Genomic DNA, 16224 nt, shown 5'->3' with positions numbered 1-16224 from the left:
GGAAGAGGGAGCCGCGCTGAGTAGCTTGCAAATGTCGACTCCCAAAAGCCCGATCGCCGATCGTCTTCATGCCCTCGCCGCGCAGCGCATCCTTGTGCTCGACGGTGCGATGGGGACGATGATTCAGCAGCTGCAGTTCGACGAGGCTGCGTTCCGCGGGATGCGGTTCAAGGACTTCCACCGCGACCTGCGCGGCAACAACGATCTGCTGATCCTGACCCAGCCGCAGGCGATCGAGGACATCCACGCGCAGTATCTGCGCGCCGGTGCCGATATCGTCGCGACCAACACCTTCTCCTCGACCTCGATCGCGCAGGCCGACTACGACATGTCGGATCTGGCTTACGAGATGAGCCGCGACGGCGCCCGCCTCGCCCGCAATGCTGCCACCAAGGTCGAAGCCGAAGACGGCAAGCCGCGCTTCGTCGCCGGCGCGATCGGCCCGACCAACCGCACCGCCTCGATCTCGCCCGACGTCGCCAATCCGGGCTACCGCGCTGTGACGTTCGACGATCTACGCATCGCCTATGCCGAGCAGATCAACGGCCTGCTCGACGGCGGCGCCGACATCCTGCTGCTCGAAACCATCTTCGATACGCTGAACGCCAAGGCGGCGCTGTACGCGATCGCCGAGATCACCGACGCCCGCGGCATCGACGTGCCGGTGATGATCTCCGGCACCATCACCGACAAATCCGGCCGCCTGCTGTCCGGCCAGATGCCGGAAGCGTTCTGGAATTCGGTGCGGCACGCGCGGCCGATCACCATCGGCTTCAACTGCGCGCTCGGCGCCAAGGATCTGCGCGCCCACATCGCCGATATCAGCCGCGTCGCCGATACGCTGGTCTGCGCCTATCCCAACGCCGGCCTGCCCAACGAATTCGGCCAGTACGACGAGAGCCCGGAGTACATGGCTGGTCTCGTCGGCGAGTTCGCCGAAGCCGGCCTCGTCAACATCGTCGGCGGCTGCTGCGGCACCACGCCGGCCCACATCAAGGCGATCGCCGACGCGGTCGCGCCGCATAAGCCGCGTGTGATCCCGACCATCGAGCCGCGGCTGCGGCTCTCGGGCCTCGAGCCGTTCGAGCTGACCGCAGCCATTCCGTTCGTCAATGTCGGCGAGCGCACCAACGTCACCGGCTCGGCGAAATTCCGCAAATTGATCACCGCCGGCGACTACGCCGCCGCGTTGCAGGTGGCGCGCGATCAGGTCGAGAACGGCGCCCAGATCATCGACGTCAACATGGACGAAGGGCTTCTCGATTCCGAAGCCGCGATGGTCACCTTCCTCAACCTCGTCGCCGCCGAACCGGACATCGCCAAGGTGCCGGTGATGGTCGACTCCTCGAAGTTCAATGTGATCGAGGCCGGGCTGAAGTGCCTGCAGGGCAAGCCGGTGGTGAACTCGATCTCGCTCAAGGAGGGCGAGGACAAGTTCATCCACGAGGCGAACATCGCCAAGCGTCATGGCGCCGCCGTCGTCGTCATGGCGTTCGACGAGACCGGCCAGGCCGACACCTACGCACGCAAGACCGAGATCTGCGCCCGCGCCTACGACATTCTGGTCAACCGTATCGGCTTCCCGCCGGAAGACATCATCTTCGATCCCAACATCTTCGCGATCGCCACAGGCCTCGAAGAACACAACAATTACGGCGTCGACTTCATCGAAGCGACGCGCTGGATCCGCCAGAACCTGCCGCACGCGCATGTTTCGGGCGGCGTCTCCAACCTGTCGTTCTCGTTCCGCGGCAACGAGCCGGTGCGCGAGGCGATGCACTCGGTGTTCCTGTATCACGCCATCAAGGCCGGCATGGACATGGGCATCGTCAATGCCGGGCAGATGATCGTGTATGACGACATCGATCCCGAGCTGCGCCAGGTGTGCGAGGATGTCATCCTCAACCGCGACCCGGGTGCGTCCGAGCGGCTGCTGGCGCTCGCCGACAAGTATCGCGGCCAGGGCAAGCAGCAGAAGGAACAGGACCTCGCCTGGCGTTCGTGGCCGGTCGAGCAGCGGCTCAGCCACGCGCTGGTGCACGGCATCACCGAGTTCATCGAGCTTGATACCGAGGAAGCGCGCGCCAAGGCCGAGCGGCCGCTGCACGTGATCGAAGGTCCGTTGATGGCCGGCATGAACGTGGTCGGTGACCTGTTCGGCGACGGCAAGATGTTCCTGCCGCAGGTGGTGAAATCCGCTCGCGTGATGAAGCAGGCGGTCGCCTATCTGATGCCGTTCATGGAAGCCGAGAAGGCCGCCAACCTCGCCGCGGGCAAGGACTCCGGGGAGCGCTCCTCCGCCGGCAAGATCGTGCTCGCCACCGTCAAGGGCGACGTCCACGACATCGGCAAGAACATCGTCGGCATCGTGCTCCAGTGCAACAACTTCGAGGTGATCGACCTCGGCGTGATGGTGCCGGCCGCCAAGATCATCGAGACCGCCAAGGCCGAGAACGCCGATCTGATCGGCCTGTCCGGCCTGATCACGCCGTCGCTCGACGAGATGAGCTTCCTCGCCGGCGAGCTGCAGCGCAGCGGCTTCGACGTTCCGCTGCTGATCGGCGGCGCGACGACGAGCCGCGTCCACACCGCGGTGAAGATCGACCCCGCCTACCCTGCCGGCAGCGTGGTGCACGTCAACGACGCCAGCCGTGCGGTCGGCGTCGCCTCTTCGCTGCTGTCGAAGGACAAGGGCGCCGCCTATGCGGCGGAGATTCGCGCCGACTACGCCAAGATCTCGGCCGCGCATCACCGCGCCCAGGCCGACAAGAAACGGTTGACGCTCGCCGCCGCCCGCGCCAACGCTACCAAGATCGACTGGGCCGCGACCAAGCCGGTCAAGCCCTCCTTCATCGGCACCCGGAGCTTCAGCGGCTATTCGCTCGCCGAACTGGTCGACTACATCGACTGGACGCCGTTCTTCCAGGCCTGGGAACTGGCCGGACGATTCCCCGCGATCCTCGAGGATGGCGTGGTCGGCGAAGCGGCGCGGTCGCTGTATGCCGACGCCCGCAAGATGCTGGACCGCATCGTCGCCGAGAACTGGTTCACCGCCAACGCCACGATCGGGTTCTGGCCGGCGAATGCGCAGGGCGACGATATCCTGGTCTATGCGGATGAAGCACGCACCACGCCGATCGCCACGCTGCACAGCCTGCGCCAGCAGCTCGACAAGCGCGAAGGCCGCGCCAACGCCGCGCTCAGCGACTTCATCGCGCCGGTTGCGAGCGGCGTCGCCGACTATATCGGCGGCTTCGTGGTCACCGCCGGCATCGGCGAGGACGTGATCGCCGACAAGTTCAAGGCCGAGCGCGACGACTACTCGTCGATCATGGTCAAGGCGCTGGCCGACCGCCTCGCCGAAGCCTTCGCCGAGCGGATGCACGCCCGCGTCCGCCGCGAGTTCTGGGGCTATGCGCCGGACGAGACTCAGTCGGCCGACGATCTGATCCTGGAGAAGTATCAGGGCATCCGCCCCGCGCCCGGCTATCCGGCGCAGCCCGATCATACCGAGAAGGCGACGCTGTTCGAGCTGCTCGACGCCGAAGCCTCCGCCGGCGTGACGCTGACCGAGAGCTTTGCGATGTGGCCGGGCTCGTCGGTGTCGGGGCTGTATTTCAGCCATCCGCAGAGCGCCTATTTCGGCGTCGGCAAGATCGAACGCGACCAGGTCGAAGACTACGCCGCCCGCAAGGGCTGGGACGTCGCCACCGCCGAACGTTGGCTGGCACCGGTGCTGAACTACATCCCGTCGCGCAGCACGGGCGCCACCGATGAAACCGGCATGCCGCCGCTGGCGCCGCAGGCCGACGCTCCGCTGTCGGCCGACGACGCCGCGCTGGCCTCGCACCCGCAGGGCTGCACCTGCGCGCTGCACCTCGCCTGGCGCAAGCAGAAGGTTGCAGCGAAGTAACAGCTTCGGCCTTCTTGCAGTCGTGATCGCCTGCGCGAGCCGGCGTCACCGGCTCTGCCGCTATGCCCGCTCAGTTGTCGTCCCCACCTCCGCCGTCGTCCCCCGCGCAGGCCGGGGGGCCAGTATTGCAGAGAGCGCGTGGCCAACACTGCCCGATGCAATGAACGCGCTGGGATACTGGGTCGCCCGGACGAGCCGGGCGATGAAGGCTGAGAGTGGGCGGACCACAGTTCTTATAGGAATATTGTCAAGATTCGATCTGCGGCCGCTTGAGCCGCCGCAGGCCGGCGCCCATCGCGCGATCGATCCGACGATTGAGCCGTCACGACTGATCTCAAGATGGATGCGTGGGTCAAGCCCGCTCACGACGAGGGTGAAACCCTCTCGTTCGTCATTCCGGGGCGTGCGCAACGCAAGCCCGGAATGACGATGGTGAGGGCATCGGCTCTGGCTAGCCGCCGAGGTCACTCCCCTCGTCTGTCGCCTTCGCCCAGCCTGCGCTTGCGGGCGACATCCCGATCACGCCGCGCTGCGCCGCCGGCAGCTCGCGCACGCCCCGGTCGCCGTTCCAAGTAAAGCATAGCCCGTGCAGCGGGGCGGGCGACCGGTCAGGCTGCCCGCACCGTCGACAGAAACGTCGCGACCTGCTGCTTCAGCATGTTGCTGTCGCGCGACAGCGACTGCGCGGCGCTCAGCACTTGGCCGGACGCCGAGCCGGTTTCGGTGGCGCCGTGCTGGACTTCCACGATGTTCTCCGAGACCTCCTGGGTCCCGATCGCCGCCTGCTGGATGTTGCGCGAAATCTCCTGCGTCGCGGCGCCTTGCTCCTCGATCGCTGAGGCGATCGCCGCGGCGATCTCCGACATCTTCGAGATCGTGCCGCCGATCTGCCGGATCGCGGTGACCGACTGACCGGTCGCCGCCTGGATGCCGCTGATCTGTGCGCTGATCTCGCCGGTTGCTTTCGCCGTCTGCTCGGCCAGCGCCTTGACCTCGGCGGCCACCACCGCGAAGCCGCGTCCCGCCTCGCCGGCGCGCGCCGCCTCGATCGTGGCGTTGAGCGCCAGCAGATTGGTCTGGCCGGCGATCTGATTGATCAGTTCGACCACGTCCCCGATCCGCGCTGCCGCGGCCGAGAGTTCTCCGACCTGGGCGTTGGTGCTCTGCGCCTGCGACACGGCCTCGCCGGCGATCCGCGACGATTCCTGCACCTGGCGACTGATCTCGTTGACGGACGACGCCATCTCCTCGGCCGCCGAAGCCACCGACGAGACGTTGGTCGAGGCTTCTTCAGACGCGGCGGCGACCGCCGTCGTCACCTGCTGAGCGCGCTCCGCCGTTGCGGTCAGGGTCGAAGCCGAGGCCTCGAGCTCGGTCGAGGCCGACGACACCGTGTGAACGATCTCGCCGACCGCGCCTTCGAACTGATCGGCGAGCCGGAGCATTTCCTGCTTGCGCACAGCGGCGAGCCGACGATCCTCCTCGGCCTTGGCCTCGGCCTCTGCGCGCGCCTTCTCCTCAGCCTTGATCTTGAACAGCTCGACCGCCTGCGCCATGTCGCCGACTTCATCGCCGCGGCCGAGCCCCGGCAGCACGACCGCGAAATTGCCGTCTGCGAGTTCGCGCATCCCGGCGCACAGCCCGACCACCGGCCTGGAGATCGCCCGTCCGATCAGCAAAGCGAGGACGACGCCGAGCGCGAGCGCGCCGAGCGCCAGCACCGCCACCAGGCGCTCGGTCGACGCGATCATCTCGGCGGTGTCATGCTCGATCTTCTTTTCTTCCGCCATGCCAGAGGCCTTGATGGCTTCGGCATCGGCGTTGATTTCCCGCGCCAGCTTGGTCATCTCGCTGTTGGCGAGCAGATCGATCTGTTTCGCCACTTTGGCGGCCTGACGATAGGTGTCGGCATATGTCGTCACATCGGCATCGACATCGGCGAAGACCTTGCGGACCTCGTCGTTCACGATCGCCGCCGAGAACGCCGTCATCGCCAGCTTCAGCGCCGCGAGCGCCTGCTCGGCGCCGTCCGCCGCGCTCTGCTCGTGGCGGCTGAGCAGCTTGTTGACGTTGAGGCGAAGCAGCAGCAACTGTTTCATAGCCTCACCGGCCAGCACCACGGCGTTGGAACTGCCCGTGCGGCTCGCCGCCAGCGCCTGCATCTCCTCGATATCGATCCGCGATTTCAGGCCGATCGGGTCGAGCGTCTCGCGGATCAGCTTGTCCTCGGTCTGCCGCAGCGTGATCAGCTTGTCGAACTGCCCGACATAAGCCCTGAATGCGTCGCTCAGCTCGACGATCTTCTGATGGCGCTCGGGATTCTTGGTTTCGGTCACCGCACGTTCGATCAGCTCGGTGAGCAGCGGTTGGCGCCGCTTGGCTTCCTCCATCGGAGCCGCCTCGCCCGTCAGCGAATATTCGCGCACCAGCCGGCGATAGCCGACGAAGCCGCGCTCGATATCTCTCGCCAAGCCGACGACGCCGACCCGCTGATTGAACGTCTCGAACTCGGTTTTGACATCCCCGAACCTGCGATACGATACAGTCGCAAGCGTAGCGGTGAGCGCCAGGATCAGCGCGAAACCGAGCAGGATCTTGGTGTTGATCCGCCGGTTGTTGAAGAAGCCGAGCAGGCTGGCGGGAGCGTTGGCGTTGGGCGACATCTGAAGTCCTCTGCGATCCGGCGACGGCACGGGCTGATTGCGTGTCAGGAAGCATCGATCAGGAAGCGTCGATTGCGACGCTGCACCGGCCGGGCATTGTTCGGGAACAGCGCGGCGAAGCGCTGGATCTGCGCGGGCGACAATTCGATCGGCTCCTTGAACACGGTCCAGGTCAGCCCCTCCGAGCACGGCGGCGTGGTCAACGAGCCCATGTAGCGGAAGTAACCGCCGCTCCGCGGCAGCACCGCCGCCGGATCGAGCGAACCGCCCGCGCGCAGTTCGGCGCCGGCATGCTCCAGCATCTGATCGAAGACCGCCTTCAATGCGCCGTTCTCGCTGCCGGGACGAATAAGAACGCCGGTCACCGCCAGCGCGCCGGCCGGCGATTTGTGCACGAAATGGCACTCCATCTCGAAGCGCTTGCCACCGACCAGATGTTCGCTCGGATGATGGAAGTGAAACTGCAGCAACTCGTAGCGCGTGCCGCCGACGACGCAGGCCGAGCCCGGATCGGCATTGACCTGGATGGTGTGGCCATTGTTGACGATGCGCAGCGGCATCGGCTTGTAGTCGTGCAGCACGACGCCAGGCTCACCCTTGATACCGGCGTCCAGATCGATCGGCGTCTGCTCGGTGCCGAGCTTGCACATTCTGAAGTCGGACTGGAGGTCGCCCCACTTACCCGGAGCGCCGTCGTAACTCCAGTGCGCGCCGCCGCCGTGACCCGCACCTTCGGCGAAGCTCGCGCCCGCCGCCGCGCAACAGGCGCAGGCCACGAGCCCTTTGAGAACCGACCGACGATTCGCCGACATGACACCCTCACTTTCCTTCTCCACACCGAGCGACGCTCGCGCCTGTGGAAGTCGGATACGTTTAGAGTCTCGAACGAGTTCTACTCAACGCGGTGGAGTACGAAGTCGCCCGGCCGATTGACACCAGCATTAAGCGCGCTCCGAACAATCCTGTCGAACCCCGTTCTCGATCTTCTGCCGAAATCAATCCCCCAACCGGTCGCCCCATTGCCCACCCCAGGCCCGCTGACGGCAGAGCCAACCACGAACGCTGATTACTTGTCCAAGTTCACGCCTAATAATGCGTTAGTTCGATAGCGGCACGCGCCGCTTCCACCGAAGACTTCGTAACACTACTAATCATGGAAACGCCGCAGGCAGGCCGCAGCCGATAAACTGCGTAGAATTACTTGCCCTCAAGCACGCTCGCGACACCCCACCCCGTCGTTCCGGGGCACGCCACCGACGTCCAGCCTTCGGCCGCCCCAACGACAGACTCCGCGCACGCCCGCAATTCATCACCGCCACGTTGGCGAAGGATTGACGACCGCGTTCCGCGCATCATCGTAGCCGAGAGCAAACGGCTTATGGAATTCGGACTTGCGCGCGACGGCGCGCAATCCGGAATGACGAGCGCGAGGTCTGGTGTGCAGCGGTCCGCAGCCGGGAAGCGATCGACTCGAACCTGATAGCCAGCCTCTCCGTCGTCATTCCGGGGCGCGCGAAGCGCGAGCCCGGAATCTAGAACCACCGTGTTGCTGATGGATTGAAGACCGCATTCCGCGCATCATCGTAGCCGAGAGCAAACGGCCTATGGATTCCGGACTTGCGCGCAACGGCGCGCAATCCGGAATGACGAGTGAGAGGCTTGGAGTGCGGCCACTGGAGCGTCGAGGGACCGTTTGAGCCCAGCGCCCAATCGCCTCGATCAGCGGCCAACGCTTACGTGCCCCCCTGCTTTCACTCCCCCTCGTCCGTTGCTAGCAGCCCCTTCACCGCACGCGCCCAGCCTGCGAGTTTGCGCGTGCGCGTCGCTGCGCTCATGGCGGGGCGGAAGCGGTGGTCGAGGCGCCAGTTGTCGGCGAACTTGGAAGGTTCGGGGAAGACGCCGGCGGACAGGCCGGCCAAATACGCGGCGCCGAGCGCGGTGGTTTCCTGGATCACCGGGCGGTCGACCGGGGCATCCAGGAGATCGGCGAGGCGCTGCATGGTCCAGTCCGAGGCGGTCATGCCGCCGTCGACGCGGAGCACGGTGGTGGCGGCGTCGGCGTCCGGCCAGTCGGCGCGCATGGCCGCCCACAGGTCGAAGGTCTGGTAGCACACGCTCTCCAGCGCGGCGTGGGCGAGCTCCGCCGGGCCGGTGTTGCGCGTCAGGCCGAACAGCGCGCCGCGGACGCGCGGATTCCAATACGGCGCGCCCATGCCGACGAACGCCGGCACCAGATACACGCTCTGCGCCGAGTCCGATTTGTCGGCGAGCGGGCCGGTCTCGGAGGCGTGCTTGATCACGCCGAGGCCGTCGCGCAGCCACTGCACCGCGCTGCCCGCGACGAAAATCGAGCCTTCCAGCGCGTAGGTGCGTTTGCCGTCGAGCTGATAGGCGACCGTGGTGAGCAGCTTGTTGTTCGACTTCACCGGCGTCGCGCCGGTGTTGAGCAGCGCGAAGCAGCCGGTGCCGTAGGTCGACTTGATCATGCCCGGGGTGAAGCAGGCCTGGCCGATGGTCGCAGCCTGCTGGTCGCCGGCGATGCCGCGGATGGTGATCGAGCCGCCGAACAGCTCCGGCACGCTGTCGCCGAAATGCGCCGAAGAATCCTTCACCTCCGGGAGCATCGAGCGCGGCACGCCGAGCAGCTTGAGCAGTTCGTCGTCCCAGGCGCCGTCGTGGATGTTGAACAGCAGCGTGCGCGAGGCGTTGGTGGCATCGGTGGCGTGGACCTTGCCGCCGGTCAGCCGCCACAGCAGATAGCAATCGACGGTGCCGAACTTCAGCTCGCCGCGCTCGGCGCGAGCCCGCGCGCCGGGCACGTTGTCGAGCAGCCAAGCGACCTTGGTGCCGGAGAAATACGGATCGATGATCAGCCCGGTCTTGGCGGTGACCATCGGCTCCAGGCCCTCGGCCTTCAGCCGGGTGCAGAACTCCGCGGTGCGGCGGTCCTGCCAGACGATGGCGCGGTGGATCGCCTGGCCTGAGACAGCATCCCACACCACCACGGTTTCGCGCTGGTTGGTGATGCCGATCGCGGCGATATCGGCGGCGGTCGCGCCGGCCTTGTCCATCGCGGCGCGGCAGGTGGCGATGGTCGTCGCCCAGATATCCTCGGGCTCGTGCTCGACCCAGCCGGAGGCGGGGAAATGCTGCGGGAATTCCTGCTGCGCCGAGGCTGCGATCGAGATGTCGTTCGAAGGCCCTTGGCGAAACAGAATCGCCCGCGACGAGGTGGTGCCCTGATCGATGGCCATGACGAAAGGCATCAGCGTTCTTCCCAAAGATGAGTGACGAACCGGTTTTGCCCACCCCACCCGATCGCGGTTTCGCCGTCAATATCGCCCGGCGGACGCGTTCGGCTTGAATCTCGGGCGGCCTGCGCTGCACAATCAATCTGCTTCAATTGCCGACCCGGATATGGTTTGTGCTGCCATCCGCCATCCACAGGTACCGCCGCTCGTGATGGACCGCTCGCTGAACATCGTCATCGTCGATGAGAACCCGGTGCGCGCCGCGATTCTGAGCGAGGGCCTGCGCGAAGCCGGGATGACCGCCATCACCCAGCTCGAAGGCACCACCAACCTGTTGGCGCGGATCTACCAGATCGATCCGGACGTGATCCTGATCGATCTCGAGAACCCCAGCCGAGACATGTTGGAGCAGATGTTCCAGGTCAGCCGGATCGTGAAGCGGCCGATCGCGATGTTCGTCGACCAGAGCGACAGCGCTTCGATCCAGGCTTCGGTCGATGCCGGCGTCTCAGCCTATATCGTCGACGGGCTGAAGAAGGAGCGGATGAAGCACATCCTCGATCTGTGCATCTCCCGCTTCAACGCCTTCACCCGGCTGGAGACCGAACTGCACAACGCCCGCTCCGCGCTGGAGGACCGCAAGGTGATCGATCGCGCCAAGGGCATCCTGATGAAGGCCAAGGGCCTCACCGAGGAGCAGGCCTACGTGCTGCTGCGGACCGCCGCGATGAACGAGAAGAAGAAAATCGCCGAGATCGCCCAGTCGGTGATCACGGCTTCGGAGATGTTGAAATGAGCGAACGGCTGCGCATCGGATTCATCCCGCTGGTCGACGCTGCGGCGCTGATCGTCGCCGTCGACAAAGGCTTCTGCGCCGCCGAGGGACTGGACGTCGAGCTGGTCCGCGAAATCTCATGGGCCAACGTCCGCGACAAATTCAACATCGGGATGTTCGACGCCGCGCATCTGCTCGCACCGCTGGCTGTCGCCTCCAGCCTCGGCATCGGCCACGTCAAGGTGCCAGTGATTTCCGGGTTCGGCCTCGGCGTCAACGGCAATGCCATCACGGTGTCGCCGGATCTCCATGCCGCGATCGTTGCGACGGCCGATGGCGATGTCGCCGATCCGGTGGTCTCGGCGCGCGCGCTGGCGCGGGTCGTCGCCGACCGCAAGGCCAAGGGTCAGGATCCGTTGACCTTCGGCATGACCTTCCCATTCTCCAGCCACAATTACGATCTGCGGTTCTGGATGGGCGCCGGCGGCGTCGATCCGGACGAGGACGTGCGGCTGGTGGTGCTGCCGCCGCCGTTCATGGTGGAGAGTCTCGCCAGCAAACATCTCGACGGCTTTTGCGTCGGCGCGCCGTGGAATTCGGTGGCGATCGATCTCGGCATCGGCACCATCCTGCATTTCGCCAGCGAACTATTCCAGCGCGCCGCCGAGAAACTGCTCGCGGTGCGCGCGAGCTGGGCCGCCGCGCAGCCGGAGGTTCTGCTGGCGTTGATCCGCGCCCACGCCCGCGCTGCCGACTACATCGAGGACACGGCCAACCGCGACGAAGTCTGCACGCTTCTCAGCACGCCGGGGCGGATCGAGGTGACGCCGGAGCTGATCCGCCGCACGCTCGACGGCCGGCTCAAGGTCGCGGCAGACGGCACGGTGCGCGGCAGCGACCGCTATCTGCTGGTCGGACGCGAAGCGGCGGCCCGCCCCGACCCGGTGCAGGGCGCCTGGAACTACGCGCAAATGGTGCGCTGGGGACAGGCGCCGCTGTCGGCCGATCTGCTCGGCGCCGCCAAGGCGGTGTTCCGCCCGGACCTCTACGACGCCGCGGTCGGAGGGACGCCTGACTTGCCGAGCACGCCGGCCGACGGCATCGGCGAGTGCACCGGCGGCGCGTTCGATCCCGACGACATCGCCGGCTATCTGCAGAAGCTGCAGATCAAACGCTGACAAGCGACCAGATTAGTCATTCCGCGACGCGCGGCAGCGCGAACCGGAAGCTCGCTGCCGCGAGCGCACCGGAATGACATTGCGTGGGACAGCCGATTCCCGCTGCGCTGCACATTTGATCGCCACGCTGCTCAGCCGGGCAGCGGTTCGCGGCTCCGCCGGCCGGGTCCGGGTGGGTACGGCCAGACGCATTAAACCGTTGACGAGGCAACACATTCCACCTCCTGCGAGGAGTTGGCACGAATTTCGCTAATCCTGTGCTGACAGGGTGCCGGTGGGGTGTCCTGGCGTCATCGAAACTCCGACAGCACCGCCGCTGTCCTGGCCTCGCTCCGCGAGCAACCAGGCAGCGGCGTTTTTTTGCGCGGGTCGGGACGTCGGTCGCAAAGAGGATTGGTCGATGCAGCGCTTCGTGTACGGATGTCGGCGAAACCACATCGCAAGCAAGGATCGTGATGACGCCGCAGGCGATCGCATTGGTGCAGCAGAGTTTCGCGCGGCTGACGCCGATCTCGGACGAGACCGCGACGCTGTTCTACGAGCGGCTGTTCGCGACCGCGCCGGAGTTGCGAGCGCTGTTTCACGGCGACATGCGCCGGCAGGGCAAGAAGCTGATGAGCACGCTGAACGTGGTGGTGACCGGGCTGACCGATCTCGCCACCATCCTGCCGGCCACGGGACGGCTGGCGCGGCTGCACGTCGCTTTTGGCGTCAGCGCCGCGCACTACACGCCATTCGGCGCGGCACTGCTGTGGACGCTGGAGCGGGAATTCGGTGCCGACTGGACGCCGGAGCTGGCGGCTGCGTGGCGCGACGCCTACGCGATGCTGTCCGAGACGATGCTGGCGGCGGCCTACAGCGACACCACGCCGAGTTGATCGCCCCGCCCCTCTCCGTGCAAGCGGCGTGAGGCGGCGATGAGCACCGAGTTCTCGATCGACCAGAAGCGCTATCTCGAAGGCTTCGCCATCGGCGTCACCGCGGCCCGAGCCGCGCGCGGCAGCCTGCCGGCCGGCGGCGGCGCGTCACCGAGCGGGCCGGACGCGATCCACATCGCTGCGCAGGACCGCGTCACCGCCTCGGGCAAGAAGCTCAACGACCAGGAGAAGTGGAAGCGCGAGCAGCATCCGTTCGACGCCTACGGGCGGCTGAAGCAGCAGGCATGCGACAATGCCGCACCAAAGCCGCCGGACAATTTCCGCTGGCGCTATTACGGCTTGTTCTACGTCGCGCCGGCGCAGACTTCGTATATGTGCCGTCTGCGCATTCCGAACGGCATTCTGACGGCGTGGCAGATGCGAGGGCTCGCCGAGCTCGCCGACACCCTTGCCGGCGGCTATGCGCATGTCACGACGCGCGCCAATCTGCAGATGCGCGAGATCGCGCCGAAGCATGCAGTGAAGCTGCTGCAGGGGATCGAGAGCCTCGGTCTGTGGGCGCGCGGCTCGGGAGCCGACAACATCCGCAACGTGACCGGCTCGGCGACCGCCGGCATCGACCCGCAGGAACTGATCGATACGCGGCCTTACGCCCGCGACTGGCACTTCCACATCCTCAACGAACGTGCGCTGTTCGGGCTGCCGCGCAAATTCAACGTCGCGTTCGACGGCGGCGGATTGATCCCGACGCTGGAAGACACCAACGACATCGCGTTCCAGGCGGTGACGATCGCAGACGGCCACGGCGTCGCGCCCGGCGTGTACTTCCGGCTCGCGCTCGGCGGCATCACTGGCCATAAGGACTTCGCGCGCGATACCGGCGTGATCGTGGCAGCCGACGAGGCGACCGAGGTCGCGGACGCGATCGTGCGGGTGTTCATCGAGCACGGCGATCGCACCGACCGCAACAAGGCGCGGCTGAAATACGTGCTCGATGCGTTCGGCTTCGACAAGTACTTGGGTCTCGTCGAAGACAAGCTCGGCCGCAAGCTGATCCGTGTGCCGACCGAAGCAGCAGCGCCGCGGCCTGCGCAGGACCGCACCGCGCATCTCGGCGTGCATGCGCAGCAGCAGGCCGGACTGAACTGGATCGGCGTCCGGCTCGCGACCGGCCACCTGACTTCGGCGCAGATGCGCGGACTCGCCGACATCGCCCACGGCTTCGGCGACGGCGATCTGCGGCTGACGGTGTGGCAAAATCTGCTGATCTCCGGCGTGCCGGATGCGCGCGTGGGCGAGGCTGTTGCCGCGATCGAGGCGCTCGGGCTGGCGACCTCCGCCTCTCCGATCCGCGCCGGGCTCGTCGCCTGTACCGGAGCTACCGGCTGCCGCTTCGCCGCCGCGCATACCAAGGAAACTGCGGAAGCAATCGCACAGCATTGCGAGCCACGCGTCGCGCTCGACAGTCCGATCAATATTCACCTGACCGGCTGCCATAACTCCTGCGCCCAGCACTTCATCAGCGACATCGGCCTGATCGGCGCCAAGGTGCCGATCTCCGATGAAGACAGCGTCGAAGGCTTTCACGTCCATGTCGGCGGCGGTTTCGGCCCCGATGCGGCGATCGGCACCGAGGTGCTGCGCGACGTCAAGCAGGACGATGCACCGCGCGTGATCGAGCACATGCTGCAGACGTACTTGGCCCATCGCGCCTCGCCGGCGGAGAGCTTCCTCGCTTTCGTCCGCCGCCATGAGGCGCCGGCGCTGCAGCAACTGTTCGCCTACAGGCAATCACCGGAGACCGTGGCATGAGCCCGAACCTGCCGCCGCCGATTCCGTCGCTGATCCCCGACACCGCGCCGTTCTCGGAGGAGCAGCGCGCCTGGCTCAACGGCTTCTTCGCCGGGCTGGTGTCGCTCGATGGCAACGGTGTCACCGCGCTGTCCACCGACCAAGCGGCCGCGCTGCTCGCAGGTGGCGCCACGCCTGCGGCCGAAGACGACGACGGCGGCGCGCCGTGGCACGACCAGAGCCTGCCGATCGGCGAACGGATGCAGCTCGCGGAGGGCAAGCCGCTGCGCTGGAAGCTGATGGCCGCGATGGCGCAGCAGGATTGCGGTCAGTGCGGCTACGACTGCCGCAACTACTCGGGCGCGATCTTCGACGGCAAGGAGACGCGGCTCAATCTGTGCGCCCCCGGCGGCAAGGACACCGCGCGGATGGTGAAGACGCTGGCCGAACAGATCGGCGCGACGCCGACGCTCGACAACGCCCCGTCGCTCGCCGCCGACGCCGTACCCGTGGCTGCGCTGCCGCCGCGCGGCACTTCGCGCGACAACCCGGCGACCGCCAAGGTGTTGTCGCGGACCCGGCTCAACAAGCCCGGCTCGGAGAAGGAGACGTGGCACGTCGAGTTCGAACTGGAGGATTGCCTGAGCTACGAGGTCGGCGATTCGTTCGGGTTGTTTCCGACCAACGATCCGGCGCTGGTCGATTCGATCATCGCGGCGCTCGGCGCGCCGGCGGAGTTGCCGATCGGCCAACGCACCTTGCGCGAAACGCTGATCGACAGCGTGTCGCTGGCACCGGCGCCCGACATGCTGTTTCAATTGATCAGCTACATCACCGGCGGCGACAAACGGAAGAAGGCCCGTGCGCTCGCCAGCGGCGAAGATCCGGACGGCGACGCCGCGACACTCGACGTCCTGGCTGCCCTCGAGAAATTCCCCGGCCTCCGCCCCGATCCCGAAGCCTTCATCGAAGCGCTCGAACCGTTGCAGCCGCGGCTGTACTCGATCTCGTCGTCGCCGAAGACAGCACCGGGGCGGCTGACGCTGACGGTCGATTGCGTGCGCTACAAAATCGGCAAGCGGCAGCGGCTCGGCGTCTGCTCCACCGGGCTTGCCGAGCGGGTGCAGCCGGGCGAGACGCTGCGCGCCTATGTGCAGAAGGCGCACAATTTCGCGCTGCCGTCCGATTCCAGCCGGCCGATCATCATGATTGGTCCGGGCACCGGCGTTGCGCCGTTCCGCGCCTTTCTGCACGAGCGCCGCGCGATCAAAGCTCCCGGCAAGAACTGGCTGTTCTTCGGCCACCAGCGTTCGGCTTCGGACTTCTTCTACGAGGACGAATTGAAGGCGATGAAGAACGCGGGCCATTTGACCCGGCTGACGCTGGCGTGGTCGCGCGACAGCGGCGAGAAGATCTACGTCCAGGACCGGATGCGCGAGGTCGGCCGCGACCTATGGGGCTGGCTCACCGAAGGCGCCAGTCTCTATGTCTGCGGCGACGCCAAGCGGATGGCCAAGGACGTCGAACGCGCGCTCGTCGATATCGTCGCCCAACACGGCGCACGCTCGGCCGCAGACGCGACCGCGTTCGTGTCCGAACTCAAGAAGCAGGGGCGCTATCAGCAGGATGTGTATTGAGGGGAGTCGCAAACGCAAAAAACGCCGCCTCTTTTGGAGGCGGCGTTTTGTGTGTTTGCTTGTCATCGTGATTTGAGGATTTCTTGTACTTTGCAGGCCTGGCAGCGACCTACTCTCCCGCGTCTTGAGACGAAGTAC

Annotated in this window: 9 protein-coding genes; 6 read left to right on the top strand and 3 right to left on the bottom strand. The window is 66.3% G+C overall.

Annotated elements, in window-relative coordinates:
- Nucleotides 1–31: 31 nt before the first annotated feature.
- Nucleotides 32–3913 carry a methionine synthase gene (metH, locus tag DY468_RS13335; protein WP_164605290.1) on the top strand — a complete coding sequence of 1294 codons (3882 nt, stop codon included), beginning with the start codon at nt 32–34 and terminating at the stop codon, nt 3911–3913.
- Between the two features lie 608 nt (nt 3914–4521).
- On the opposite strand, the gene DY468_RS13330 is transcribed toward metH, so the two are convergent.
- From DY468_RS13330 to glpK, 3 genes are all read right to left on the bottom strand, one after another.
- Nucleotides 4522–6576, bottom strand: coding sequence for a methyl-accepting chemotaxis protein (locus tag DY468_RS13330; protein ID WP_164605289.1), 2055 nt, complete (start codon nt 6574–6576; stop codon nt 4522–4524).
- Nucleotides 6577–6620: 44 nt separating this feature from the next.
- Entirely contained in the window at nt 6621–7388 is a 768-nt protein-coding gene (locus tag DY468_RS13325; RefSeq protein WP_164605288.1) for a carbonic anhydrase, read from the bottom strand.
- A 939-nt stretch (nt 7389–8327) separates the two neighbouring features.
- Complete coding sequence (gene glpK, locus DY468_RS13320) at nt 8328–9842, bottom strand: glycerol kinase GlpK (RefSeq protein ID WP_164605287.1); 1515 nt, start codon at nt 9840–9842, stop codon at nt 8328–8330.
- A 196-nt stretch (nt 9843–10038) separates the two neighbouring features.
- Here glpK and DY468_RS13315 point away from each other — a divergent pair, with 196 nt between their 5' ends.
- The 5 genes from DY468_RS13315 (at nt 10039) to DY468_RS13295 (ending at nt 16086) form a co-directional block, all read left to right on the top strand.
- Nucleotides 10039–10623, top strand: a complete 585-nt coding sequence (locus DY468_RS13315; protein ID WP_164605286.1) for an ANTAR domain-containing response regulator — start codon at nt 10039–10041, stop codon at nt 10621–10623.
- Nucleotides 10620–11780 (top strand): CmpA/NrtA family ABC transporter substrate-binding protein, encoded by a 1161-nt coding sequence (locus DY468_RS13310; RefSeq protein WP_164605285.1) that lies wholly within the window; start codon nt 10620–10622, stop codon nt 11778–11780. The genes DY468_RS13315 and DY468_RS13310 overlap by 4 nt, the downstream gene beginning before the upstream one ends.
- A 455-nt stretch (nt 11781–12235) precedes the next feature.
- Nucleotides 12236–12658: a globin family protein gene (locus tag DY468_RS13305; RefSeq protein ID WP_164605284.1), complete on the top strand. Its 423-nt coding sequence runs from the start codon at nt 12236–12238 to the stop codon at nt 12656–12658.
- 39 nt (nt 12659–12697) lie between these two features.
- Nucleotides 12698–14470 (top strand): NirA family protein, encoded by a 1773-nt coding sequence (locus DY468_RS13300; RefSeq protein WP_164605283.1) that lies wholly within the window; start codon nt 12698–12700, stop codon nt 14468–14470.
- A complete protein-coding gene (locus DY468_RS13295; protein ID WP_164605282.1) occupies nt 14467–16086 on the top strand; it encodes a sulfite reductase subunit alpha in 1620 nt (539 codons plus the stop codon). The genes DY468_RS13300 and DY468_RS13295 overlap by 4 nt, the downstream gene beginning before the upstream one ends.
- Nucleotides 16087–16224 lie beyond the last annotated feature (138 nt).

It is taken from the genome of Rhodopseudomonas sp. BR0M22 (genome assembly GCF_010907035.1).
Classification (GTDB): domain Bacteria; phylum Pseudomonadota; class Alphaproteobacteria; order Rhizobiales; family Xanthobacteraceae; genus Rhodopseudomonas.
Note: the sequence above shows the minus strand (reverse complement) of the source record. Positions and strands in the feature narration are given on the sequence as shown.